Genomic DNA, 23,904 nt, shown 5'->3' with positions numbered 1-23,904 from the left:
ACTAGATTCTTGATACGAACTCGAACTATGCAGGCTACTGGAGCATTCATGAAAACGCTGTTCTTGCAGGCCCCTTCGTACGACGGCTTCGACGGCGGAGCCGGCTCCCGCTACCAGGCGAAGCGCGAAATCCGCTCGTTCTGGTATCCGACGTGGCTCGCGCAGCCGGCCGCGCTCGTGCCGGGCAGCCGCGTCGTCGACGCGCCGGCCGACGGGCTGTCGGTCGACGAGACGCTGAAGATCGCGAACGACTACGACCTCGTGATCATCCACACGAGCACGCCGTCGTTCCCGACCGACGCGATGTTCGCGCAGGATCTCAAGAAGATGAAGCCGTCGATGCTGGTCGGCATGGTGGGCGCGAAGGTGATGGTCGATCCGCACAACTCGCTCACGGCGAGCGAGGCCATCGACTTCGTGTGCCGCGAGGAATTCGACTACACCTGCAAGGAAATCGCCGAAGGCAAGCCGTTCCCCGAGATCAAGGGCTTGAGCTGGCGCGCGAAGGACGGCTCGATCGAGCACAACGAAGCGCGTCCGATCCTCGAGAACATGGACGAACTGCCGTTCGTCGCGCCGGTCTACAAGCGCGACCTGAAGATCGACAACTACTTCATCGGCTACCTGAACTACCCGTACGTGTCGATCTACACGGGCCGCGGCTGCAAGTCGCGCTGCACGTTCTGCCTGTGGCCGCAGACGGTCAGCGGCCACCGCTATCGCACGCGCTCGGTCGAGAACGTGCTTGCGGAAGCGAAGTGGATCCGCGACAACATGCCGGAAGTGAAGGAACTGATGTTCGACGACGACACCTTCACCGACGACCTGCCGCGCGCCGAAGCCATCGCCATCGGTCTGGGCAAGCTCGGCATGACGTGGTCGTGCAACGCGAAGGCGAACGTGCCGTACAAGACGCTGAAGGTCATGAAGGAAAACGGCCTGCGCCTGCTGCTGGTCGGCTTCGAATCCGGCGACGACCAGATCCTCGTGAACATCAAGAAGGGCGTGCGCACCGATTTCGCGCGCCGCTTCAGCGCGGACTGCAAGAAGCTCGGCATCAAGATCCACGGCACCTTCATTCTCGGCCTGCCGGGCGAGACGCAGGAAACCATCAAGAAGACGATCGAGTACGCGAAGGAAATCAATCCGCACACGATCCAGGTTTCGCTCGCCGCGCCGTATCCGGGCACGACGCTCTACAAGCAGGCCGTCGAAAACGGCTGGATGGAAGAGAACAAGACCATCAACCTGGTGAGCAAGGAAGGCGTGCAGCTCGCGGCGATCGGCTACGCGCATCTGTCGCGCGACGAGATCTATCACCACCTCGAGCAGTTCTACCGCGAGTTCTACTTCCGCCCGTCGAAGATCTGGGAGATCGTGCGCGAGATGCTGACGAGCTGGGACATGATGAAGCGCCGTCTGCGCGAGGGCGTCGAATTCTTCCGCTTCCTGCGCGCGCACGAGGCCTGATTCGTGAGCACACAGCGGGCGGCGCGGGCGCTCATCTTCACCGCGGACGACTTCGGGCTGCATCCGCGGGTGAACGCGGCGGTCGAGCGCGCGCATCGCGACGGCGTGCTGAACGCCGCGAGCCTGATGGTCGGCGCGCCGGCCGCGCAGGATGCGGTCGAGCGCGCGCGGCGGCTGCCGTCGCTCGCGGTCGGCCTGCATCTCGTGCTCGCGGACGGGCCGGCCACGCTGCCCGCGCGTGAGATCCCCGCGCTCGTCGGCGCCGACGGGCGCTTCGGCGACGCGATGGCGAAGGACGGCTGCCGCTTCTTCTTCCTGCCGCACGTGCGTGCGCAGCTGCGCCGCGAGATCCGCGCGCAGTTCGACGCGTTCGCGGCGAGCGGCCTGCCGCTCGACCACGTGAACGCGCACAAGCATTTCCATCTGCATCCGACGATCCTGTCGATGATCATCGAGATCGGCCGCGACTACGGGCTGCGCGCGGTCCGGCTGCCGTACGAGACGACCGCGCCCGCGTGGCTGAAGCCGTGGATCGGGCTCGTGCGCGCGCGGCTCGACCGCGCGGGGCTCGCGCACAACGACTACGTGGTCGGCATCGAGCACACGGGCGGGATGGACGAGGCGGTGCTGCTCGACGCGCTCGCGGCGCTGCCGCCGGGCGTCGGCGAGATCTACTGCCATCCGGCCGAGGCGGGCGCGGGCCCGATCACGCCGACGATGGCCGGCTACCGTCCGGTCGACGAACTGGATGCGCTGCTGTCGCCGCGCGTCGCCGCCGCGCTGAAGGCGTCGGGCGCCGCGACGGGCGGCTTCGCCGCGGTGTTCGGCCAGGCCGCGTCGCCGCGCACCGCGCGCGCGGCGCGTCAACCGGGAGCGCAGCCATCATGAAATGGATCAAATGGCTCGGCTGGCCGATCGGCATCGGGATCCTGCTCGCGCTGGTGCTGCACGAAGGCGTCGGCGACGTGTCGCGGATGATCGAGCAGGCCGGCTTCGCGCTGCTGTGGCTCGTGCCGTTCCATGCGCTGCCGCTGCTGCTCGACGCGTATGCGTGGCAGCTGCTGCTCGGCAAGCGCAGCTCGCTGCCGTTCCTGTGGTGGGTTGCGACCGTACGTGAAGCCGTGAACCGGCTGCTGCCGGTGGTCGGGATCGGCGGCGAGATCGTCGGCATCCGGCTTGCGCGCTGGCAGGTGCCGGACGCGAGCCGCGTGACCGCGTCGGTGATCGTCGAGGTGCTCGTCACGATCGTCGTGCAGTATGCGTTCGCCGCGCTCGGCCTCGTGCTGCTGCTCGCGACCACCCACAACATGGGCGGCGGCACGATCGGCCTCGCGCTGCTGCTGTCGCTGCCGCTGCCGGTGCTCGGCGTCGTGCTGATGCGGCGCGGCGGGATCTTCCATGCGATCGAGCGCTTCGCGGGCCGCCTGCTCGGCGATTCGCACCGGCTGCTGCAGGGCGTCGACGGCCGGCGGCTCGATACGGACATCGACGCGCTGATGTCGCGCACGGGCCTGCTGTTCAGCGCGTTCTTCTGGCAATTGCTCGGCTACGCGGTGGGCGCGCTTGAGATCTACTGGGCGCTCGCGCTGCTCGGCCATCCGGTGTCGATCGGCGGCGCGCTTGCGATCGAGGCGATGACCCAGGCCGCGCGCCATGCCGCGTTCATGGTGCCGGGCGGCCTCGGCGTGCAGGAAGCGACCGTCGTGCTGCTTGCGCAGATGTTCGGCGTCGACCGCGACACGGCGCTGTCGCTCGCGCTCGTGAAGCGTGCGCGCGAAGTCGTGTTCGGCTGCATCGCGCTCGGCTCGTGGCAGCTCGCCGAGCTGGTCCGCACGCGACGCCGGATCACCGCGCCCGCGTCGCGCGCGCCGCAGCCGGCGAAGGCCGCGCGCGAAACCGAAACGATGCACTGAACGAGACGGGCCGCGCGCCCGTCTCGTCTTTCCGCCTTGTCCCCCGCCTTGTCTCATCTCGCGCTTTCGGCGGCGCGCGGGTATGCTTGCCGCGTGTTTGTCTCGACGCCGTTTCCTCCGATGATTTTCCGTTTCCGGCTGTTTCCCGTCGCGATGCTGGCCGCCGCCGTGGCGCTGAGCGCGTGCGACGACAAGCAAGGCGAGCTCAACGTGCAACGTATCCGCGATTTCTTCAATGCGATCAAGCCGGCGCCGCTGCTGCTGAAGGGGCTGAAGCCGGGCGAGTCGACCGAGGCGGACATCCGCGGCACGATGGGCAAGCCCGAGACCGAGCGCGTGTTCACCGACGGCTCGAAGCGCCTCGAATATCCGCGCGGGCCGATGGGCAACCAGACGTGGTTCGTCGACCTCGACGCGAACGGGCGCTATGCGGGCGCGACGCAGGTGCTCACCGCGGCCAACTTCGCGAAGGTGCAGCCCGGCATGCATGCGGACGAGGTGCGGCGCCTGCTCGGCAAGCCATGCGACGTCGCGCAGTATCCGCTGAAGCCCGAGACGGTCTGGAGCTGGCGCTGGCTCGAGGACGGCGTCAACCAGGACGCCTTCTTCAACGTGCATTTCGGGCCGGACGGGCTCGTCTACACGACCTCGCGCTCCGACATCCTGACGGGCCACTGATCGCTTCGCTATATCGAAAAAGCGACCGGAAAATTGCAAAAAGTCCGCTTCCCGACCGTTCGCCCGAAGGTCGGCAAGCGGCTTTTTTCTTTTCGAAACAGACGTGTAGCGCACAGTTTGCAATGGTGCGGGGAATTGTTGCGATGCAGCAACCATGCGGACCGTGATTTGAGACAAACATTTTCGCTTGCGACTATCCGCGTCAGCCCGGCGTGGGGAGGATTCCGCGCCGGCATCCATTCCAACTCTGGAGACGCGCGTGTTCCTTTACGGCTTTGGTCCTGTCCTGTGGGCGGGCACCGTGCAGACGATCGAGCTGTCGGTGCTGTCGCTTGCCACTGCGGTGGCGCTGGGGCTGATCGGCGCAGTGGCGAAGCTGTCGCATAACCGGTTCCTGCGTTCGATCGCGACCGGCTACACGACGCTGATCCGCTCGGTGCCCGATCTGGTCCTGATGCTGCTGCTGTTCTACAGCATCCAGATCTGGCTGAACCAGTTCACCGACCTCGTCGGCTGGGAGCAGATCGACATCGACCCGTTCGTCGCCGGCGTGCTGACGCTCGGCTTCATCTACGGCGCGTACTTCACCGAGACGTTCCGCGGCGCGTTCCTGTCGGTGCCGCGCGGCCAGCTCGAGGCGGGCGCCGCCTACGGGATGAGCGGGCTGCGGGTGTTCGTGCGGATCATGTTTCCGCAGATGATGCGCTTCGCGCTGCCGGGCATCGGCAACAACTGGCAGGTGCTCGTGAAGGCCACCGCGCTGGTGTCGATCATCGGCCTCGCCGACGTCGTGAAGGCGGCGCAGGACGCGGGCAAGAGCACGTTCAACATGTTCTTCTTCATTCTCGTCGCGGCGCTGATCTATCTCGCGATCACGACCGTTTCCAACCTCGTGCTGATGCAGCTCGAGAAGCGTTATTCCATGGGCGTGCGGCACGCAGAACTATGATCGAGATTCTCCAGGAATTCGGCCAGGCGTTCCTTTACTGGGACGGCCAGCGCCTGTCGGGCCTCGCGGTCACGCTGTGGCTGCTCGTCGCGTCGATTTCGCTCGGCTTCGTGTGCGCGGTGCCGCTCGCGGTCGCACGCGTGTCGAAGAAGAAATGGGTGTCGATGCCGGTGCGCTTCTACACCTACGTGTTCCGCGGCACGCCGCTGTACGTGCAGCTGCTGCTGCTCTACACGGGCATGTACAGCCTCGAATTCGTGCGTTCGCATTCGCTGCTCGACGCGTTTTTCAGGAGCGGCTTCAACTGCGCGATTCTCGCGTTCGCGCTGAACACCTGCGCGTACACGACCGAGATCTTCGCCGGCGCGATCCGTGCGATTCCGCACGGCGAGGTCGAGGCCGCGCGGGCATACGGGATGACGCCGTTCACGATGTACCGCCGCGTGATCCTGCCGTCGGCGCTGCGTCGCGCGCTGCCGCTGTACAGCAACGAGGTGATCCTGATGCTGCACGCGACGACGGTCGCGTTCACCGCGACCGTGCCGGACATCCTGAAGGTCGCGCGCGACGCGAATTCGGCGACGTACATGGCCTTCCAGTCATTCGGGATCGCCGCGCTGATCTATCTTGCGGTATCGTTCGCACTCGTCGCGGCGTTTCGCCGGGCAGAGCGCCACTGGCTCGCGTACCTCGCGGCCGGCCGTCATTGAATTCACTTCGAGGAGAGCCAGATGGCCGAGATCAATCAAACGAGCCCTGCCTGCAAGCTTGCGGCGCTCGACATTCACAAGCGCTACGGTGACAACGAGGTGCTCAAGGGCGTCTCGCTGAACGCGAAGGCCGGCGACGTCATCAGCATCATCGGCGCGAGCGGCTCGGGCAAGAGCACGTTCCTGCGCTGCATCAATTTTCTCGAGCGGCCGAATGCCGGGCAGATCGTCGTCGACGGCGAGGCCGTGCGCACCAGGGCCGACAAGGCCGGCGCGCTCGAGGTGGCCGACCACAAGCAGCTGCAGCGGATCCGCACGAAGCTCGCGATGGTGTTCCAGCACTTCAACTTGTGGGCGCACATGAACGTGCTCGAGAACGTGATGGAGGCGCCGCTTCACGTGCTCGGCATTTCGAAGAAGGAAGCCGAGGATCGCGCGCGCGAGTACCTGGAGAAGGTCGGCTTGCCGCCGCGGGTCGAGAAGCAGTATCCGTCGCACCTGTCGGGCGGCCAGCAGCAGCGCGTCGCGATTGCGCGGGCGCTGGCGATGCACCCGGACGTGATGCTGTTCGACGAACCGACTTCCGCGCTCGATCCGGAACTCGTCGGCGAAGTGCTGAAGGTGATGCAGAAGCTGGCCGAGGAAGGGCGCACGATGATCGTCGTCACGCACGAGATGGGTTTCGCGCGCAACGTGTCGAATCATGTGATGTTCCTGCACCAGGGGCGGACCGAGGAGCAGGGCGATCCGGCGGAGGTGCTGGTGCGTCCGCAGAGCGAGCGCCTGAAGCAGTTCCTGTCGGGCAGCCTGAAGTAACGCGACAGGGCAGGCTGCATACGTGGTACCGGTGTCCCGTCCCGCAGGCGCCACCCGCACGACGCAGGTGGTGATCGTCGCATTGCCGCCCGTGTCGATGTCGGGCGTGGGTCCGATCGTCGATGCGTTGAATCTCGCGAACGAGATCGACGGGCGGCTGCTGTATCGGTGGCAGGTGTGTTCGTGGGACGGGCGGCCCGTGCCGCTCGCCGGCGGCGCGCAATGGCATGCGGATGCGGCGTTCAACGATACGATCGCGTGTGACTGGCTGATCGTCGTCAGCGAGCGGTTCCAGCAGTTCGCGGACTACCGGTTGTTTCTTGCGAGCCTTGCGCGGGTGGGGCAGCGCACGCCGCTCGTGACGGGCATTCACCATGGCGTGTGGTGGCTCGCGATGGCGGGGCAGTTGTCCGGCTATCGCGTGAGCGTGAACTGGGAGACGTATCAGCAGTTTGCGGAGCAGTTCGAGCGGTCGATCGTCACGCAGCAGATCTTCGAGATCGATCGGGATCGGGCCACCTGTGCCGGTGGGCAGGCGACGGTCGATTTCATGCTCGCCATGATCGGCCGCGAGCACGGGCCGGAGCTTGCCGAACGGATTGCCGATGCGCTTGGCGCGGGCACGTTGCGCAGTGGCGAGGAGCGGCAGCGGATTCCTTTCGTGACGGCTCCCGGGGAGCGGCATCCTCGGTTGAACGATGCATTGCTGTTGATGGAAGCGAATGTCGAGGATCCGCTGACGACCGATGAAATCGCCGGGTTGGTCGGCGTGTCGCGGCGGCAGCTCGAAAGGCTGTTTCGGCAGTATCTCGGGGCGATGCCCTCCAAGTATTACCTCAATTTGCGGTTGCTGAAGGCGCGCACGCAGTTGCAGCGGACCAGCAAGTCGGTCGTGCAGGTTAGTCTCGCCTGTGGGTTTTCTTCTGCTGCGCACTTTTCTAACGCGTACCGCGAACGGTTTGGCGTGACGCCGCGGGAAGATCGGCGAGCCTGGCTCGAGAAGCAGACTGGCGGCGGCGGTGAGCCCCGCGCCGGGGCGCTTGTCGAGCGCGGGGATAAAGGGTAAGCGGGGCGGTTTGTCGTGAATTGCCCGTAATGCTCTCGGTCTGTTTGCGTCGCCCCTCCCCGGGGCGGGGGTCACTTTTCTTTGTCTTGCCAAAGAAAAGTAACCAAAAGAAAGGCGCCTGAAATGCCCAGGCCTACAGTGCGATCGACAACCGAGTGGACCGCACAAAAGTGTCCGCGCCACGGCTCACATCAGAGTGGTTCGAGCAATGGTTCTGACTCGTCGCACCTCCCGACAAAGCGGTATACCGCCCGCTCGCTCCGTCCTCGCTGCGCTCGGCCGACAGGTCCACACTTGCTGAACAGGGTGATTGGTGGTGGTGATTCCGTGAGGCGCGCGTAGCGCGATTCATGAAGTACCTTGCAGCCGAGCGTAGCGAGGATGGAACTGATGAGCGGTATACCGCTCTGTCGGGTGGTGCGGCGTGTCAGAACCATTGCTCGAACCACTCCGGTGTCGTGACTGGCTCGGACACTTTTGTGCGGTCCACTTTGACGACCATGGCAGGGGAAGTCTTGCGTTATCTGGCGCCTTTCTTTTGGTTACTTTTCTTTGGCAAGACAAAGAAAAGTGACCCCCGCCCCGGGGAGGGGCGACGCCAAAATACCGCTAACAAACCGGGACAGGCGAAACCCCAAGCACACCGTAGGTAACAATCCCGAACCCCGCCCCGGGGAGGGGCGACCAAAGCGCCGCCAACAAACCGGGACAGGCGAAACCCCAAACACACCGTAGGTAACAACCCCAAAACCGCCGAACGGCACAAATGGCATCCCGATAGAACCCGTCGCAATTCCGCAAGACGCTTGCGCCACCCTTACCTAAACTTGAACCTATCGCTTCAAGCCCTCTTACGAAATCGAAAGGAACCGCCATGACGAACCTGACCGTGACCCGCCAGACATTCGACGAAGTGATGGTGCCGGTATTTTCCCCCGCCCCGTTCGTGCCGGATCGCGCAGAGGGCTCGCGCGTATGGGACACGGCAGGCCGCGAATACGTGGATTTCGCATGCGGCATCGCCGTGACGTCGCTGGGCCACGGCCACCCGGAACTGCTGAAGGTGCTGGACGAGCAAAGCCGCAAGCTCTGGCACATCGGCAACGGCTACACGAACGAGCCGGTGCTGCGCCTCGCGAAACGCCTCGAAGCACTGACCTTCGCCGACCGCGCCTTCTTCGCGAACTCGGGCGCTGAAGCGAACGAAGCCGCCCTGAAGCTCGCCCGCCGCGTCGCCTTCGAACGCCACGGCGCAGACAAATACGAAATCGTATCGTTCGTGCAGTCGTTCCACGGCCGCACGTTCTTCACGGTCAGCGTCGGCGGCCAGCCGAAATACTCGGAAGGCTTCGGCCCGGTGCCCGAAGGCATCAAGCACCTGCCGTTCAACGACATCGAAGCGGCCAAGGCCGCGATCGGCCCGAAAACCTGCGCGGTGATCGTCGAGCCGGTGCAGGGCGAAGGCGGCGTGATCCCCGCCGATCCGGCCTTCCTGAAAGCCCTGCGCGAAGCATGCGACGCCAACAACGCACTGCTGATCTTCGACGAAGTGCAGACGGGCGTCGGCCGCACGGGCCACTTCTACGCATACATGGACACGGGCGTCACGCCGGACATCCTGACCACCGCGAAGGCGCTCGGCAACGGCTTCCCGATCGGCGCGATGCTGACGACCAACGAACTCGCCGCCCACTTCAAGGTCGGCGTGCACGGCACGACCTACGGCGGCAACCCGCTCGCGTCGGCGATCGCCGACAAGGTCGTCGAACTGATCGGCGACCCGGCGCTGCTCGAAGGCGTGCGCGAACGCAGCGTGCGCCTGAAGGGCGCGCTCGAACGCATCAACGCACGCTTCGGCATCTTCAAGGAAGTGCGCGGCAAGGGCCTGCTCGTCGGCGCGGAACTCACCGCCGCCTTCGACGGCCGTGCAAAGGACTTCGTCAACGCCGCCGCCGAGCAGGGCGTGATCATGCTGATCGCGGGCCCGAACGTGCTGCGCTTCGTGCCGTCGCTGGTGATCCCGTTCGACGTGCTCGACGAAGGCCTCGCACGCTTCGAGAAGGCGGTCGAACAGGTGCTCGCCGCACAGGAAGCCACCGCGCGCTGAACGGCGCGTCCATCGCAGACAGGAACGACGATGCTATTTGTTCGCCCCGGCAAACTCACGGATCTCGATGCGCTCGCGCAGATGGCGCGCACGGCGCAGCCGGTCCTGCACTCGCTGCCGCACGATCGCGCGGCACTCGAGGCGCGCGTCGCGCTCTCGGAGGATTCGTTTCGCACGGACGTCGACTTCCCCGGCGAGGAGTTCTATCTCTTCGTGCTGGAAGACAGCACCACCGGCAAGCTGCTCGGCACCGCCAGCATCGTGGCGGCGGCCGGCTACTCCGAACCGTTCTACGCATTTCGCAACGACGCGCTGATCCATGCGTCGCGCGAACTGCACGTGAACCGCAAGATCCACGCGCTGACGATGTCGCACGAGCTCACCGGCAAGAGCCGGCTCGCGGGCTTCTACGTCGATCCGTCGCTGCGCGGCGACGCGGCCGCGCACCTGATCTCGCGTGCGCGGATGATGTACATCGCCGCGAACCGCCGCCGCTTCACGCCCGAAGTGTTCACGCTGCTGCTCGGCGTGAGCGACGAGAACGGCGCGTCGCCGTTCTGGGAAGCGGTGGGCCGCAAGTTCTTCGGCCGCGATTTCGCCGACGTCGACATCGCGTCGGGCGGCCGCAGCCGCACCTTCATCGCCGAGGTGATGCCCGCGTATCCGCTGTACGTGCCGCTGCTGCCGGAAGCCGCGCAGCGCGTGCTCGGCGAACCGAACGCCACCACGCTGCTCGCGTACGACATCCACCTCGAGGAAGGCTTCGAGACGGACCGCTTCGTCGACATCTTCGACGCGGGCCCGGTGCTGACCCAGCAGGTCGACCGCACCGCGTGCGTGAAGCACGCGGCCGAGCGCACGGTGCGCGAGGCCGCGCACCAGCAGGGCGACGTCGCCTACCTCGTGTCGAGCGGCAGCGGCGAATCGTTCCGCTGCGTGCTCGCCGATCTGCCGGGCGATGCGGGGAATGACGCGCCGCTCGCAAGCGACGTGCGCGCGGCGCTGAACGTGAAGGATGGCGATGTCGTGCGCTGCGTGCCGCTGCACCAGCGCGATGACGAAGATTTGAAGGGAGACGCAGCATGATCGTCGTTCGGGTCGTACAAACGGGCGACGTGGACGCGCTCGTGTCGCTCGCCAAGGAAACCGGGCCGGGCCTGACCACGTTCAAGCCCGACCGCGACGCGCTCGCCGCGCGCATCGAACGCACCCGCCGCACGCTCGCGGGCCAGGCCGCGGCAGGCGAAGCCGGCTACTTCTTCGTGATGGAAGATTCGGCGACGGGCGACATCGCGGGGGTGTGCGGGATCGAATCGCAGGTCGGCCTCGAGCAGCCGTTCTACAACTACCGCGTGAGCACGGTCGTGCATGCGAGCCAGGAGCTCGGCGTGTGGACGCGCATGCACGCGCTGAACATCTCGCACGACCTGACCGGCTACGCGGAAGTGTGCTCGCTGTTCCTGAGCCCGCGCTATCGCACGGGCGGCGTCGGCGGCCTGCTGTCGCGCTCGCGCTTCATGTTCATCGCGCAGTTCCGCGAACGCTTCCCGGAACGCATCTGCGCGGAGCTGCGCGGCCACTTCGACGATGACGGCACGTCGCCGTTCTGGCGCGCGGTCGGTTCGCACTTCTACCAGATCGACTTCAACGCCGCGGACTACCTGAGCTCGCACGGCCGCAAGTCGTTCCTCGCGGAACTGATGCCGCGCTACCCCGTGTACGTCGACCTGCTGCCGCAGGACGCGCAGGACGCGGTCGGGCTCACGCACCGCGACACGCTGCCGGCCCGCAAGATGCTCGAGGCCGAAGGGCTGCGCTACCAGAACCACGTCGACATCTTCGACGCGGGCCCGGTGCTCGAATGCCACGTCAACGACCTGCGCACGGTGCGCGAGAGCGTCGTCGTGCCGGTGTCGATCGGCTCGCCCGACGCGCGGGATGACACCCCGAAGTCGCTCGTGTCGAACACGTCGCTCGGCGATTTCCGCGTCGGCGTCGCGCCGGGCGTCGTCGCGAACGGCGAATTCGTGATGTCGGCGGCCGACGCCGCCGCGCTCGACGTGAAGGCCGGCGATCCGGTCCGCGTGCTGCCGCTCAAAGTCAAACAGGGATAAACGAATCATGACGGAACTCTTCATCGACGGCGCCTGGGTTGCAGGCTCGGGCCCCGCCTTCGCGTCGCGCAACCCCGGTACCGACGAAATCGCGTGGCAGGGCGCGAGCGCATCGGCCGCCGACGTCGACCGCGCGGTCACGAGCGCGCGCCGCGCATTCGCCGAGTGGTCGGCGCTCGCTTTCGAAGCGCGCTGCGAGATCGCGAAGCGCTTCGCGGCGCTGCTCAACGAGCGCAAGGAAGCGCTCGCCGCGGCGATCGGCCGCGAGACCGGCAAGCCGCTGTGGGAAGCGCGTACCGAAGTCGCGTCGATGGCCGCCAAGGTCGGCATCTCGATCCAGGCGTACCAGGAACGCACCGGCGAGAAGCGCCAGGACATGGCCGACGGCGTCGCGGTGCTGCGCCATCGCCCGCACGGCGTCGTCGCGGTGTTCGGCCCGTACAACTTCCCGGGCCATCTGCCGAACGGCCATATCGTGCCGGCGCTGATCGCGGGCAACACGGTCGTGTTCAAGCCGTCGGAACTCGCGCCGGGCGTCGCGCGCGCGACCGTCGAGGTGTGGAAGGACGCAGGCCTGCCGGCCGGCGTGCTGAACCTCGTACAGGGCGAGAAGGACACCGGCATCGCGCTCGCGAACCATCGCCAGATCGACGGCCTGTTCTTCACCGGCAGCTCGGACACGGGCACGCTGCTGCACAAGCAGTTCGGCGGCCGTCCGGAGATCGTGCTCGCGCTCGAGATGGGCGGCAACAACCCGCTCGTGATCGGCGAGGTCGAGGACATCGACGCGGCGGTGCATCACACGATCCAGTCGGCATTCCTGTCGGCCGGCCAGCGCTGCACCTGCGCGCGGCGCATCTTCGTGCCGCAGGGCGCGGCCGGCGACCGCTTCCTCGCGCGCTTCGCCGACGTCACCGCGAAGATCACGGCGGACGTGTTCGACGCCGATCCGCAGCCGTTCATGGGCGCGGTGATCTCGGCACGCGCGGCCGCGAAGCTCGTCGATGCGCAGGCGCGCCTCGTCGCGCAGGGCGCGAAGCCGATCATCGCGATGGCGCAGCGCGACCCGCGCCTCGGCTTCGTGAACGCGTCGATTCTCGACGTCACGGACGTCGCCGCTCTGCCCGACGAAGAGCATTTCGGCCCGCTCGCGCAGATCATCCGCTACGCGACGTTCGACGAAGCGATCGAGCGCGCGAACGACACCGCATTCGGCCTGTCGGCGGGACTGCTCGCCGACGACGCGCGCGCGTGGGAGCACTTCCGCCGCACGATTCGCGCGGGGATCGTCAACTGGAACCGGCCGACCAACGGCGCGTCGTCCGCCGCGCCGTTCGGCGGCGCGGGCCGCTCCGGCAACCACCGCCCGAGCGCGTACTACGCGGCCGACTATTGCGCGTTCCCGATGGCATCGGTGGAAAGCGCCCAACTGACCCTGCCCGCGAGCCTGTTGCCGGGCCTGCATTTCTGATCGAGGGAACGACGATGAACGCACAAGAAGCCAATTTCGACGGACTCGTCGGCCCGACCCACAACTACGCCGGGCTGTCGTTCGGCAACGTGGCGTCGCTGAACAACGAGAAATCGGCCGCGAACCCGAAGGCCGCCGCGAAGCAGGGCCTGCGCAAGATGAAGCAGCTGGCCGACCTCGGCTTCGCGCAGGGCGTGCTGCCGCCGCAGGAGCGCCCGTCGCTGCGCCTGCTGCGCGAGCTGGGCTTCTCGGGCAAGGACGCGGACGTGATCGCGAAGGCCGCGAAGCAGGCGCCCGAGCTGCTCGCCGCCGCGAGCTCGGCATCGGCGATGTGGACGGCCAACGCGGCCACCGTCAGCCCGTCGGCCGACACGAGCGACGGCCGCGTGCACTTCACGCCCGCGAACCTGTGCAGCAAGCTGCACCGCGCGATCGAGCACGAGGCGACGCGCCGCACGCTGTCGACGCTGTTCGCCGATCCGAGCCGCTTCGTGGTGCACGAGGCGCTGACCGGCACGCCGGCGCTCGGCGACGAAGGCGCGGCGAACCATACGCGCTTTTGCGCCGAGTACGGCAAGCCGGGCGTCGAGTTCTTCGTGTACGGCCGCTCGGAATACCGCCGCGGGCCGGAGCCGAAGCGCTTCCCGGCGCGCCAGACCTTCGAGGCGAGCCGCGCGGTCGCGCATCGCCACGGGCTGAACGAGGAGGCGACGGTCTACGCGCAGCAGGATCCGGACGTGATCGACGCGGGCGTGTTCCACAACGACGTGATCTCGGTCGGCAACCGCGACACGCTGTTCACGCACGAGCGCGCATTCGTCAACAAGCAGGCGATCTACGACACGCTGACCGCGGCGCTCGACGTGCGCGGCGCGCGCCTGAACGTGATCGAGGTGCCGGACGCGGCGGTGAGCGTCTCCGACGCGGTCACGTCGTATCTGTTCAACAGCCAGCTGCTGTCGCGCGCCGATGGCTCGCAGGTGCTGGTCGTGCCGCAGGAATGCCGCGAGAACGCGAACGTCGCCGCCTACCTCGACAGCCTCGCGGCCGGCAACGGCCCGATCCGCGACGTGCTGGTGTTCGACCTGCGCGAAAGCATGAAGAACGGCGGCGGCCCGGCCTGCCTGCGCCTGCGTGTCGTGCTGAACGACGCGGAGCGCGCGGCCGTCACGTCGAACGTGTGGATCAACGACACGCTGTTCGCATCGCTCGACGCGTGGATCGAGAAGCACTACCGCGACCGCCTCGCGCCGGAAGACCTCGCCGACCCGGTGCTGCTCGACGAGTCGCGCACCGCGCTCGACGAGCTGACGCAGATCCTGCGCGTCGGGTCGCTGTATGACTTCCAGCGCTGAGGCCCGCATGCGCGACGCGGCGTGGCTCGACGACTTCCTCGCGTTCACGCTGGCCGGTGAAGCGCCGGCGGCGCGCGACGGCGTGTGCGCCGGCGGCGCGGTGCGCTGGCAGTGGCAGGGCGAAGGGCTGCTCGTGCTCGAACCGCGCGACGCCGATGCGGCGTCGCGCCGCAGCGTGCTCGTGTCGGCCGGCGTGCACGGCGACGAAACCGCGCCGATCGAGCTGCTGTCGCTGCTGGTGCGCGACGTCGCCGCCGGCACGCTGCCGCTGGCGTGCCGGCTGTTCGTCGTGCTCGGCAACTCGCCGGCGATGCGCGCGGGCGAGCGCTATCTCGACGACGACCTGAACCGGCTGTTCAGCGGCCGTCACGCGCAGGTGCCGGACAGCCGCGAGGCGCCGCGCGCCGCGCAGCTCGAAGCGGCCGCCGCGGCGTTTTTCGCCGATGCGCCGGATGCGCCGGGCGCGCGCTGGCACATCGACATGCATACGGCCATTCGCGCATCGGTGTTCGAGCAGTTCGCGCTGCTGCCGCATACGGGCACGCCGCCGGCGCGCACGATGCTCGAGTGGCTCGGCGATGCGCGCATCGCGGCGGTGCTGCTGCACACCGCGAAGGGCGCCACGTTCTCGCACTTCACGGCCGAACACTGCGGCGCGCTCGCGTGCACGCTGGAGCTCGGCAAGGTGCGGCCGTTCGGCCAGAACGACCTGACGCGCTTCGCGCCCGCGGACCAGGCGGTGCGCCGGCTCGTGTCGGGGGCGCAGCGCGACGCCGATGCGCCGCTGCCGCGCGTGTTCACGGTGATCGACCAGATCACGAAGCAGAGCGACGCGCTGGAGCTGTTCGTCGCGGCCGACGTCGCGAACTTCACGCCGTTCCCGCGCGGCACGGTGCTCGCGCAGGACGGCGCGTACCGCTACACGGTGCGGCACGACGAGGAGCGGATCGTGTTTCCGAACCCGTCGGTGAAGCCCGGCCTGCGCGCCGGCCTGCTCGTCGTCGATACCACGCGCGAGACGCTCGACGCACTCGCCTGACGCGCCGCCCTCGGGCGCCTTGCGTATTTGCGACATCGTCTTGCAAGTTCGGCATCGCGCCCGTGCGGCGCCGTGCGCGCAGTGCAGCAACCGCCGCGGCGGGCTGCATTGCCGGACGGCGTGCGCGGATTGGTACAATCGCGGCCTTGCGGCTGTTGCGCCGCATCACGGCGGCGCGCCGCGATTGTCCGGCCGTTCCGGCCCTGCAATGATGCAGCGCCCGTTGTTTGAGAACTATCGTTCGTATCGAGGAGATTCCCCTGATGAAGTTGGATTGGCGAAAGATGGCCGCGCACGCGGCGGTGACGGCGGTGGCCGTGGCGGCTGGCAGCGCGTTCGCGGCGGATCTGAAGGAGATCCGTTTCGGCGTCGAGGCATCGTATGCGCCGTTCGAGTACAAGACGCCCGACGGCAAGCTGACCGGCTTCGACATCGACATCGGCAACGCGGTGTGCGCGAAGCTGAAGACGAAGTGCGTGTGGGTGGAGAACGACTTCGACGGCCTGATCCCCGCGCTGCAGGCGCGCAAGTTCGATGCGATCAACTCGGACATGACGATCACCGACCAGCGCAAGCATGCAATCGCGTTCACCGATCCGATCTACACGATCCCGAACCAGCTGATCGCGAAGCAGGGCAGCGGCCTGCTGCCGACCCCGCAATCGCTGAAGGGCAAGCGCGTCGGCGTGCTGCAGGGCACGATCCAGGAAGCGTACGCGAAGAAGAAGTGGGCGCCGGCCGGCGTCGAAGTCGTGCCGTACCAGACGCAGGATCTCGCCTATGCGGACCTGAAGTCGGGCCGTCTCGATGCCGCGTTCCAGGATTCGGAAGCGGGTTCGAAGGGCTTCCTGTCGAAGCCGCAGGGCGCGGGCTTCGCGTTCGCGGGCGGCACGGTGAGCGACGCCGAGATCCTCGGCTCGGGCGTCGGTTTCGGCCTGCGCAAGAACGACGCGGCGCTGAAGACCGCGCTCGATCAGGCGCTCAAGGAACTGAAGGCGGACGGCACGATCGACAACCTCGCGAAGAAGTACTTCAGCGTGCCCGTGACGCTCAAGTAAGCGCGCACGAATCCGTCGCACGAAGCAAACCGGCCGCTGATGCGGCCGGTTTGCGTTTGGGAACGGGATTCGACGGGAAGCGCGCGGGGCCGCTCAGGCCTTGAAGAAGCGCCCCAGCTCCCGCGCCATCTCGTTGAGCACGGCCATCTCCTGCTGCGTGATCTTGCGTGCGGGCTGCGCGCCGGCCCAGTCGCCGTACAGCAGCGCGACCGTCGACCCGCCGACGCGCACCGGCAGCAGCACGAACGCGTGCGCGTCGTCGAACGCGTCGAGATACCACGCGGGCAGGCGTTTCACCATCTTCGGCTCGCGCGCCTGCTCGATGAAGATGCCGACGGAGTTGGTGATCGCAAGGTGGAACACGTCCGGCTCGAAACGCTCGTCGAAGCGCAGCTGGCCGAGCGCCGCGTCGACGTCCGCGCCGAAGCCGAGGCGCGCGGCGAACGTGCCGTCGTCGTGTCGCACGAACATCACGGTGCGGGTGAACGCGAGGCCCGCGAGCAGGCTTTCCGACGCGAGCGCGAGCACCGGCGTGAGCACGTGCTCGGAGGGCAGCGCACGCAGGTCCGACAGACCGGCTTCGAGGCAGGCCTCGGGCTCGCCCTGCGCGCGCGCGATCGCGTCCGCGTTGGCGCGCAGCTCGACGATCTCGCGCATCACGGTGTCGCTCGCCTCTTCGCGTGCGAGCAGCTCGGCCATCGCGACGAGCGCGTCGGGCTCCGTGTCGAGCGCCGTGCCGTAATGCTGCGCGAGCGACGCGATACGCGCGTCGCGCTGCGGGCTCGCGGGCATCGCCAGCGCGTTCGCGACGTCGGTCGAGCAGCGGCTCACCGCACGCAGCCAGTCGACTTCGCTGGCCGGGCTGTCGTCGTCGGTCGTGTCGCGCGACGCATCGTCGCCGTCGCCCGCGAGGCTGGCGAGCTGGTCGTCGTCGGCCATGCCCGCGCGGATCACGTCGGGCAGCCGCCAGCGGGTCGCGGCCTCGAGGCCGATCTCGTCGAAGCCGACGCCGAGCACGTCGACGCAGGCCGTCGCCTCGTCGCCGTGCAGCTCGGCGGCGCGCCGGCGGATCCGGTCCCATTCGCTGTCGAGATAGCAGACGACCAGCAGCTTGCCGACCTGGCGCATCAGCGTGCAGACGACCGCTTCCTCGCCGGCGCGCAAGTCCGCGTGCTCGGTCAGCTTGCGCGCGACGCAGCCCGACAGCAGCGCGCGGTTCAGCTCGAGCTTCGCGTCGATCCGGCGCGGCGTGCTCTGGTGAAAGTGATCGACGAGCTTCAGGCCGACGACGAGGTGGCCGACCGCGTCCATGCCCAGCACCATCAGCGCGCGGGTGACGGTCGTGATGTTGCCGCCGAACGCCATGTACATCGCGGAGTTGGCGAGCCGCAGCACTTTCTGCGTCAGCGCGAAGTCGGACAGCACGACGCGCACCAGCGCGGTGAAGTCCAGGTCGTCGTTCTTCATCGCGGCCATGGTGGCGCGCAGCGATTCCGACAGCAGCGGGAAGTCGCCCCGTTCGTTCATCCGGGCCCACAGCTTGTCGAGCAGCGCCGTCCGGGGCAGGTGTTCGGTGATTGACATACGGATCTGTTCGGTTCGCGGCGGCGGCGCGTCAGGCCGCCGCGTGCAGGCGGAGCTGCTGCGCCTCGAAGCGCTGCGCCAGTTCCTCGGACGGCAGCGCCTGGCAGACGAGCCAGCCCTGGATATGGTTGCAGCCCATTTCGGTCAGCAGCTCGCGCTGCGCCTCGGTCTCGACGCCCTCGGCAACGAGTTCGAGGTCCAGCGTCTGCGCGAGACCGACCACCGCCGACACGATCGCGCGGTCGTTGCGCGAGGTCAGCAGGTTCTCGACGAAGCTGCGGTCGATCTTCAGTTTCGCGAGCGGGAAGCGCTGCAGGTAGGCGAGGCTCGAATAGCCGGTGCCGAAATCGTCGATCGCGAAGCGGATGCCGAGATCGGTCAGCTCCTCGAGCAGCGCCTTCGCATGCGCGGGATCGTGCATCAGCAGGCTTTCGGTGATCTCGAGCACGATGCGGCGCGGGTCGATGCCGGTCAGCGTGATCGCATCGCGCACGCTCTGCGTGAAGCGCGGGTCGCGGAACTGCTGCGGCGACACGTTGACCGCGACGTACTGCAGCGCGAGCCCCTGGCGGTCCCATGCGACGAGCTGCATGCACGCGGCCTTCAGCACCCAGTTGCCGAGGTAGTTGATGAGGCCGATCGATTCCGCGAGCGGGATGAAGGTGGCCGGCGGCACGAGCCCGTGCGCCGGATGCCGCCAGCGGATCAGCGCCTCGACGCCGACCACCGCGCCCGACTGGCTGCGCGTGATCGGCTGGAAGTGCAGCGAGAATTCGCCGTTGCGCACGCCGTCGTACAGGTCGGCTTCGAGCTTCAGGCGCTCGGCGTCGGCCGGATCGTCGATCGGCGTGTGGAACGCGAGCGCATTGCCGCCCGATGCCTTCGCCTGCTCGAGCGCGTGATCCGCGCGGCGCAGCAGCGGGCTGTGGTGCTGCGCGCGATGCGGCGCCGCGCGCTCGTCCGGATACAGCGCGATGCCGATGCTCGCGGACAGGTGCACCGGTTGCCCGTGGTAAACGTACGGCTGGCGCACCGCGGCCTGCAGCCGGCGGCCGAGCGCGCCGGCGATGTCGCTCGCGAGCCCGCGGTCGGGCGCGGTGAACACCACCGCGAACTTGTCGCTCGCGACCCGCGCGAGCTGTTCCTGCGGCGCCATCAGCGCCTGCAGCCGCTGCGCGGTCTCGCGCAGCAGCGTGTCGCCCGCGTCGTAGCCGAGCGCGCGGTTGATCCGCTGGTAGTCGTCGAGGTCGAGCAGCACCAGCGCCGCGCAGGTGCCCGTCTCGTCGGCGGTCTGCTGCGCGCGCATCAGCGCCGGCACCAGCGCCGACAGGTTGTCGAGCCCGGTCATCGGGTCGTGGTGCATCTCGTAGGTGAGGCGCGCCTCGAGCGCGCGCCACGACGACACGTCGAACGCGGCGATCGCGAAGCCGTCGACGCCGTGGTGGCGGCTCTTCACCGCGCGCACCTCGACGTCGAGCGGGTAGGTCAGCGACTTGACGATGCACATCGTGGCCTTTTCGACCTGGCCGGAGCGCGACGCGCGCGCGAGCAGGTCTTCGAGCGCCGCGGTATCCTGTTCGGCGATCAGGTCGCGCAGCGTCAGCGTGTGCAGATAGTCGCGGTGATAGCCGATGAAGCGCAGGCTTGCATCGGACACGTAGAGAAAGCGGAGCTCGCGATCGACGTGGGCGAGGAAATCCACCGGGCCGACCGTCTGCTCCAGCCAGCTGCGCACGGTGTCGTCGCGACGCGGCGCGCCGGCGCGCGCGGGCATCAGCGCGCCGCCCGACCAGGCGAAGCGGCGCAGCGTATGCAGGGCGCTGCGCCAGGAGCCCTTGCGTGGCGTCTGTTTCCTGTTGGCTTCCATGTTTCTCGCTGACGTGAAGGGCTGGAACCGGTTGTCCGGAAGCAATAACGGCAAACTGCGCGAAATCTTTAATGCGCAGCCAGCATGGGAGCGGTTCCGCGCGACCGGAGTGCCACCAGTGTTCGGCAGGCGAACGCCGGTGTGACCCGTATCGAGGCTGACTTTATAAGAAATGAGGAAGTTGATGAAGCGAAAACTGATGATGTGCGCCGCCGCGGCGCTGGTGGCAGGCCACGCGCTGACCGCGCAGGCGGAACTGAAGGCCGGCGACGCCGCGCCGGATTTCACGACACAGGCGTCGCTGGCCGGCAAGACTTACACGTACGCGCTCGCCGACGCGCTGAAGAAGGGGCCGGTCGTGCTGTATTTCTACCCGGCCGCGTTCACGAAGGGCTGCACGATCGAGGCGCACGCGTTCGCGGATGCGGTCGATCACTACAAGACGTACGGCGCGACGGTGATCGGCGTGTCCGCCGACGATATCGGCACGCTGACGAAGTTCTCGGTCAGCGAATGCCGCAGCAAGTTCCCGGTCGCCGCCGACCCCGACGCGAAGATCATCCGCGCATACGATGCGAAGCTGCCCGCGCTCGACCGCGCGAACCGCGTGTCCTATGTGATTTCGCCGGACGGGAAGATCCTGTACGCGTACACGAGCATGTCGCCGGACAAGCACGTCGAGAATACGCTCGGGGCCGTCAAGGCATGGGCGCAGGCGCACCCGAAACCGTGACGTGACCGGCGCGGCCGCCCCGCGGGGCGGCGCGCGGGCGTCAGGCGCGCAGCGCCTGCTCGATCGGCACGCCGCCGCCGACGAAGCCGATGGTCTTGCGCGAGATGCCGAGCTTGATCGCTTCGATCGCGGCCCATGCGACGTCCTGGCGCGACACCGGCGGCGCATGGTCGAGCCGTTCCTCGGTCAGCGCGATCTTGCCGACGCCGGGGCCGTCCGCGAGCGGGCCGGGGCGCAGGATCACGTAGTCGACGCCCGATGCGATCACGTGCTCGTCGCCTTCGAGCTTCATCTGCGAATAGTGGCGCAGCGCGCCGGGGCTGCGTTCCGGCCAGTAGGCCGACAGCGAGCTGATCACGACCAGCTTCTGCACGTTGCAGGCGAGTGCGTAATCGGCCGCGCGGGCAACCGCGTCGCGGTCGACCTGTTCTTCCTCGGCGGCGCCCTCCGATTCAGCCGAGCCGGCCGCGTAGATCGCGTGCGTGATGCCCTGGAACGCGTGCGAGAAGTCGCCCTTCAGGTCGGCCTCGATCACCTTCGCGCCCGGCAGCGTGTAGCCGGGCCGGCGCACGAGCGCCGTGAGCTCGAATTCCGGCTGCTTCAGCAGCAGATCCGCGCAGGCCTGGCCGGTGCGGCCGGTTGCGCCAATCAGCAGTACCTTCGTCGTCATGAAACTGCTCCTTGATCGATGCGTCGTCGGTCCAGATGGGGACGGACGACCGATACTCAAGTGTATGTCGAATTGGCGCGGCGGCGGGCGGGTAATTGGGGGCGTACCGGCGAGGGCGTACCGATGAAGGAAACGCAACGGTACTCACGCGCAATGGGGGAATGGCCCGCCGACCGGCTATCATGTGCGCGACGCATTTTCCGCCGCCGCGTTGCGACGCGCCGGCCAACCGGTTGGAGTACACATGGCATTACCCCTGGATAACGTCAGCATGGCGGTGTTCTGCGATTTCGAGAACGTCGCGCTCGGCGTGCGCGACGCGAAGTACGAGAAGTTCGACATCAAGCCGGTGCTCGAGCGGCTGCTGCTGAAGGGCAGCATCGTCGTCAAGAAGGCCTATTGCGACTGGGATCGCTACAAGGGCTTCAAGGCGTCGATGCACGAGGCGAGCTTCGAGCTGATCGAGATTCCGCACGTGCGCCAGTCGGGCAAGAATTCGGCCGACATCCGGCTCGTGGTCGACGCGCTCGACCTGTGCTACACGAAGTCGCACGTCGACACCTTCGTGATCATCAGCGGCGACTCGGATTTCTCGCCGCTCGTGTCGAAGCTGCGCGAGAACGCGAAGAAGGTGATCGGGGTCGGCGTGAAGAAGTCGACGTCGGACCTGCTGGTCGCGAACTGCGACGAATTCATCTTCTACGACGACCTCGTGCGCGAGCAGCAGCGCACGCTTGCGAAGCGCGAGCAGCAGCAGCGGGCGGCCGGCAACGGCGGCGCCAAGCGGCCGTCCGACGAGCCGTCGCGCAAGCCCGAGCTGGAGGCGCGCAAGGCCGAGGCGATCGCGCTGGCGGTCGAGACCTTCGATGCGCTCGCGTCCGAGCGCGACGACGTCGGCAAGATCTGGGCGTCGGTGCTCAAGAGCGCGATCAAGCGCCGCAAGCCGGATTTCAACGAGTCGTATTACGGCTTCCGCGCGTTCGGCAACCTGCTCGACGAGGCGCAGGCGCGCGGCCTGCTCGAGGTCGGCCGCGACGACAAGTCGGGCGCGTTCGTGTCGCGGGCGCGCCAGGCGGCCGTGGCGGAGCCGGCGCACGTCGACGTGCCGTCGTTGGCCGATGAGTCGCGGGCGGCCGAGCCTGCGCAGGCCGGGCGCGGGCGTCGCCACGGGCGGCACGGCGCGCCGCGCGCGCACGACGCGGCGCCGGCGATGGTCGAGGCGGTGACGGCCACGGCGGTGGAGGCCGACGCGGAAATCGCCGATCACGCCGGGGCGGCAGAGGCGGGCGATGCGAGCGGTGCGCACGAAGTGCACGGTGAGCACGGTGCGCACGACGAGAAGAAGGACGGCCGCAAGCGCGCGCGCAAGACCACGGCAAAGAAAGCCGCGACGAAGAAGGGCGACGCGAAGAAGACTGACGCGAAGGCAGCCGGCGCACGGCACGCCGACGAGCAACACGGCGACGCGAAGCAAGGCGAGCGCAAGCACGGCGAGGGGAAGCATGCGGAGCGGGCCCGCACGGAGGCGCCGCAGGTCGAGATGAACTTTGTCGACAGCGCGCATGGCGACGCACCGTCAGCAGGCACGAAGGCGGCTGCCGTCGCCGCCGTGGAGCCGCAACCCGAAGCGGCCGCCGACGCCAAGCCGAAGAAGCCGGCCCGCAAGGCCGCGCCCCGTGCGCGACGGCCGCGCAAGACCGCGACGGCGGCGGAATGAACGCCGGATGACGCGTGCCCGATCGGCGCGTCAGCGCGCCGCCGGGCCGGCCGGTGTGCGCTGACGCGTCACGCCTGGCCGTCCAGCACGTACGGCCGCGTCATCACTTCCAGGAAATGGCCGTCCGGGTCGTCGAAATAGAGCCCCCGGCCGCCGTTGTGCCGGTAGATTTCGCCGGCGCGCTGTTTCGACGGATCGGCCCAGTACGTCAGCCCGCGCGCTTGAATGCGCGCAAACACGCGATCGAATGCCGCCTCGTCGATCAGGAACGCATAGTGCTGCGCCGCGATCGCGCCGCTGCGCTCGTAGAAATCGAGCGATACGCCGTTCTCGAGCTGCACGACCAGCATCGGTCCGAACGGGACCGGCGGCGGCAACTCCAGCAGGTCCGTGAGAAACCGGGTGGACGCGAGCTTGTCGCGGCACCAGACGATCGTATGGTTCAGCTGCACGTTCATGTTGGGTCCCCGGAGGAAGGGCGCGGCAGCGCGCATGCACACACGATAGACGATGCCCGCCCGCGTTCAAGGCGGATCGGCGGCGGGAGGGGCGGCCGGCGGGCGCGCTCGCGCGTCCCGCCGGCGATC

Annotated in this window: 21 protein-coding genes and 2 pseudogenes; 18 read left to right on the top strand and 5 right to left on the bottom strand. The window is 67.8% G+C overall.

Going from position 1 to position 23,904, the window contains the following annotated elements:
• The first annotated feature begins 27 nt into the window (after positions 1 to 27).
• The 9 genes and pseudogenes from hpnJ to ABFO07_RS13680 form a co-directional block, all read left to right on the top strand.
• On the top strand, positions 28 to 1,470 hold the full coding sequence (hpnJ, locus tag ABFO07_RS13720; RefSeq protein ID WP_311732934.1) for a hopanoid biosynthesis associated radical SAM protein HpnJ: 1,443 nt from the start codon (positions 28 to 30) through the stop codon (positions 1,468 to 1,470).
• A gap of 3 nt (positions 1,471 to 1,473) precedes the next feature.
• On the top strand, positions 1,474 to 2,358 hold the full coding sequence (gene hpnK / locus ABFO07_RS13715; protein ID WP_347467627.1) for a hopanoid biosynthesis-associated protein HpnK: 885 nt from the start codon (positions 1,474 to 1,476) through the stop codon (positions 2,356 to 2,358).
• Positions 2,352 to 3,383, top strand: coding sequence for an HpnL family protein (locus ABFO07_RS13710; protein ID WP_059802978.1), 1,032 nt, complete (start codon positions 2,352 to 2,354; stop codon positions 3,381 to 3,383). Before hpnK ends, ABFO07_RS13710 begins: the two co-directional genes overlap by 7 nt.
• A gap of 120 nt (positions 3,384 to 3,503) precedes the next feature.
• Positions 3,504 to 4,061 (top strand): hypothetical protein, encoded by a 558-nt coding sequence (locus ABFO07_RS13705; protein ID WP_059564783.1) that lies wholly within the window; start codon positions 3,504 to 3,506, stop codon positions 4,059 to 4,061.
• 259 nt (positions 4,062 to 4,320) lie between these two features.
• On the top strand, positions 4,321 to 5,010 hold the full coding sequence (locus ABFO07_RS13700) for an ABC transporter permease (RefSeq protein ID WP_059802878.1): 690 nt from the start codon (positions 4,321 to 4,323) through the stop codon (positions 5,008 to 5,010).
• Entirely contained in the window at positions 5,007 to 5,720 is a 714-nt protein-coding gene (locus tag ABFO07_RS13695) for an ABC transporter permease (protein ID WP_059564785.1), read from the top strand. The genes ABFO07_RS13700 and ABFO07_RS13695 overlap by 4 nt, the downstream gene beginning before the upstream one ends.
• A 21-nt stretch (positions 5,721 to 5,741) precedes the next feature.
• Entirely contained in the window at positions 5,742 to 6,536 is a 795-nt protein-coding gene (locus ABFO07_RS13690; protein WP_059802875.1) for an ABC transporter ATP-binding protein, read from the top strand.
• Positions 6,537 to 6,558: 22 nt separating this feature from the next.
• Positions 6,559 to 7,602, top strand: a complete 1,044-nt coding sequence (locus ABFO07_RS13685; RefSeq protein ID WP_060017607.1) for a GlxA family transcriptional regulator — start codon at positions 6,559 to 6,561, stop codon at positions 7,600 to 7,602.
• A gap of 29 nt (positions 7,603 to 7,631) precedes the next feature.
• Positions 7,632 to 7,721: pseudogene (locus tag ABFO07_RS13680) on the top strand (ion transporter); the annotation flags it as partial.
• A 397-nt stretch (positions 7,722 to 8,118) separates the two neighbouring features.
• Here the strand turns inward: ABFO07_RS13680 and ABFO07_RS34725 are convergent.
• A pseudogene (locus ABFO07_RS34725) lies at positions 8,119 to 8,218 on the bottom strand (ion transporter); the annotation flags it as partial.
• A gap of 258 nt (positions 8,219 to 8,476) precedes the next feature.
• On the opposite strand from ABFO07_RS34725, the gene ABFO07_RS13675 reads away from it, so the two are divergent.
• From ABFO07_RS13675 to ABFO07_RS13645, 7 genes are all read left to right on the top strand, one after another.
• Entirely contained in the window at positions 8,477 to 9,709 is a 1,233-nt protein-coding gene (locus ABFO07_RS13675) for an aspartate aminotransferase family protein (protein ID WP_059564788.1), read from the top strand.
• A 30-nt stretch (positions 9,710 to 9,739) separates the two neighbouring features.
• Entirely contained in the window at positions 9,740 to 10,795 is a 1,056-nt protein-coding gene (gene aruF, locus ABFO07_RS13670; protein WP_059564789.1) for an arginine/ornithine succinyltransferase subunit alpha, read from the top strand.
• A complete protein-coding gene (gene astA / locus ABFO07_RS13665; RefSeq protein ID WP_059907433.1) occupies positions 10,792 to 11,823 on the top strand; it encodes an arginine N-succinyltransferase in 1,032 nt (343 codons plus the stop codon). Before aruF ends, astA begins: the two co-directional genes overlap by 4 nt.
• A 7-nt stretch (positions 11,824 to 11,830) precedes the next feature.
• A complete protein-coding gene (gene astD, locus ABFO07_RS13660; protein WP_347467623.1) occupies positions 11,831 to 13,294 on the top strand; it encodes a succinylglutamate-semialdehyde dehydrogenase in 1,464 nt (487 codons plus the stop codon).
• Between the two features lie 14 nt (positions 13,295 to 13,308).
• Positions 13,309 to 14,649, top strand: a complete 1,341-nt coding sequence (gene astB, locus ABFO07_RS13655; RefSeq protein ID WP_059564792.1) for an N-succinylarginine dihydrolase — start codon at positions 13,309 to 13,311, stop codon at positions 14,647 to 14,649.
• Positions 14,650 to 14,656: 7 nt separating this feature from the next.
• Entirely contained in the window at positions 14,657 to 15,688 is a 1,032-nt protein-coding gene (gene astE, locus ABFO07_RS13650; RefSeq protein WP_196482034.1) for a succinylglutamate desuccinylase, read from the top strand.
• Between the two features lie 263 nt (positions 15,689 to 15,951).
• Positions 15,952 to 16,746, top strand: a complete 795-nt coding sequence (locus ABFO07_RS13645) for an ABC transporter substrate-binding protein (RefSeq protein WP_059564794.1) — start codon at positions 15,952 to 15,954, stop codon at positions 16,744 to 16,746.
• Positions 16,747 to 16,839: 93 nt separating this feature from the next.
• Here the strand turns inward: ABFO07_RS13645 and ABFO07_RS13640 are convergent, their stop codons facing one another.
• On the bottom strand, positions 16,840 to 18,330 hold the full coding sequence (locus ABFO07_RS13640) for an HDOD domain-containing protein (protein WP_059802863.1): 1,491 nt from the start codon (positions 18,328 to 18,330) through the stop codon (positions 16,840 to 16,842).
• Positions 18,331 to 18,361: 31 nt separating this feature from the next.
• Positions 18,362 to 20,104 (bottom strand): cyclic di-GMP phosphodiesterase CdpA, encoded by a 1,743-nt coding sequence (gene cdpA / locus ABFO07_RS13635; RefSeq protein WP_196486886.1) that lies wholly within the window; start codon positions 20,102 to 20,104, stop codon positions 18,362 to 18,364.
• 277 nt (positions 20,105 to 20,381) lie between these two features.
• Between cdpA and ABFO07_RS13630 the strand changes: the two genes are divergently transcribed.
• Positions 20,382 to 20,930, top strand: coding sequence for a peroxiredoxin (locus ABFO07_RS13630; RefSeq protein WP_059564797.1), 549 nt, complete (start codon positions 20,382 to 20,384; stop codon positions 20,928 to 20,930).
• A 40-nt stretch (positions 20,931 to 20,970) separates the two neighbouring features.
• Here the strand turns inward: ABFO07_RS13630 and ABFO07_RS13625 are convergent, their stop codons facing one another.
• Entirely contained in the window at positions 20,971 to 21,600 is a 630-nt protein-coding gene (locus tag ABFO07_RS13625) for an SDR family oxidoreductase (protein WP_059564798.1), read from the bottom strand.
• A gap of 244 nt (positions 21,601 to 21,844) precedes the next feature.
• On the opposite strand from ABFO07_RS13625, the gene ABFO07_RS13620 reads away from it, so the two are divergent.
• Positions 21,845 to 23,317: an NYN domain-containing protein gene (locus tag ABFO07_RS13620; RefSeq protein ID WP_347467619.1), complete on the top strand. Its 1,473-nt coding sequence runs from the start codon at positions 21,845 to 21,847 to the stop codon at positions 23,315 to 23,317.
• 68 nt (positions 23,318 to 23,385) lie between these two features.
• Here the strand turns inward: ABFO07_RS13620 and ABFO07_RS13615 are convergent, their stop codons facing one another.
• Positions 23,386 to 23,775 carry a VOC family protein gene (locus tag ABFO07_RS13615; protein ID WP_059802857.1) on the bottom strand — a complete coding sequence of 130 codons (390 nt, stop codon included), beginning with the start codon at positions 23,773 to 23,775 and terminating at the stop codon, positions 23,386 to 23,388.
• Between the last annotated feature and the right edge of the window lie 129 nt (positions 23,776 to 23,904).

This window comes from Burkholderia stagnalis, assembly GCF_039848545.1.
Taxonomy (GTDB): domain Bacteria; phylum Pseudomonadota; class Gammaproteobacteria; order Burkholderiales; family Burkholderiaceae; genus Burkholderia; species Burkholderia stagnalis.
This window is presented reverse-complemented; position numbering and strand designations above follow the sequence as displayed.

Excerpts from the sequence above, each read along its gene's own strand:
- ABFO07_RS13625 (WP_059564798.1), bottom strand. The coding sequence starts at position 21,600 with ATGACGACGAAGGTACTGCTGATTGGCGCAACCGGCCGCACCGGCCAG.
- astB (WP_059564792.1), top strand. The coding sequence starts at position 13,309 with ATGAACGCACAAGAAGCCAATTTCGACGGACTCGTCGGCCCGACCCAC.
- hpnJ (WP_311732934.1), top strand. The coding sequence starts at position 28 with ATGCAGGCTACTGGAGCATTCATGAAAACGCTGTTCTTGCAGGCCCCT.
- cdpA (WP_196486886.1), bottom strand. The coding sequence starts at position 20,104 with ATGCCCGCGCGCGCCGGCGCGCCGCGTCGCGACGACACCGTGCGCAGC.
- ABFO07_RS13675 (WP_059564788.1), top strand. The coding sequence starts at position 8,477 with ATGACGAACCTGACCGTGACCCGCCAGACATTCGACGAAGTGATGGTG.
- astA (WP_059907433.1), top strand. The coding sequence starts at position 10,792 with ATGATCGTCGTTCGGGTCGTACAAACGGGCGACGTGGACGCGCTCGTG.
- ABFO07_RS13695 (WP_059564785.1), top strand. The coding sequence starts at position 5,007 with ATGATCGAGATTCTCCAGGAATTCGGCCAGGCGTTCCTTTACTGGGAC.
- ABFO07_RS13705 (WP_059564783.1), top strand. The coding sequence starts at position 3,504 with ATGATTTTCCGTTTCCGGCTGTTTCCCGTCGCGATGCTGGCCGCCGCC.
- ABFO07_RS13640 (WP_059802863.1), bottom strand. The coding sequence starts at position 18,330 with ATGTCAATCACCGAACACCTGCCCCGGACGGCGCTGCTCGACAAGCTG.
- ABFO07_RS13690 (WP_059802875.1), top strand. The coding sequence starts at position 5,742 with ATGGCCGAGATCAATCAAACGAGCCCTGCCTGCAAGCTTGCGGCGCTC.
- astD (WP_347467623.1), top strand. The coding sequence starts at position 11,831 with ATGACGGAACTCTTCATCGACGGCGCCTGGGTTGCAGGCTCGGGCCCC.
- ABFO07_RS13630 (WP_059564797.1), top strand. The coding sequence starts at position 20,382 with ATGAAGCGAAAACTGATGATGTGCGCCGCCGCGGCGCTGGTGGCAGGC.
- ABFO07_RS13615 (WP_059802857.1), bottom strand. The coding sequence starts at position 23,775 with ATGAACGTGCAGCTGAACCATACGATCGTCTGGTGCCGCGACAAGCTC.
- aruF (WP_059564789.1), top strand. The coding sequence starts at position 9,740 with ATGCTATTTGTTCGCCCCGGCAAACTCACGGATCTCGATGCGCTCGCG.
- astE (WP_196482034.1), top strand. The coding sequence starts at position 14,657 with ATGCGCGACGCGGCGTGGCTCGACGACTTCCTCGCGTTCACGCTGGCC.
- ABFO07_RS13620 (WP_347467619.1), top strand. The coding sequence starts at position 21,845 with ATGGCATTACCCCTGGATAACGTCAGCATGGCGGTGTTCTGCGATTTC.
- ABFO07_RS13645 (WP_059564794.1), top strand. The coding sequence starts at position 15,952 with ATGAAGTTGGATTGGCGAAAGATGGCCGCGCACGCGGCGGTGACGGCG.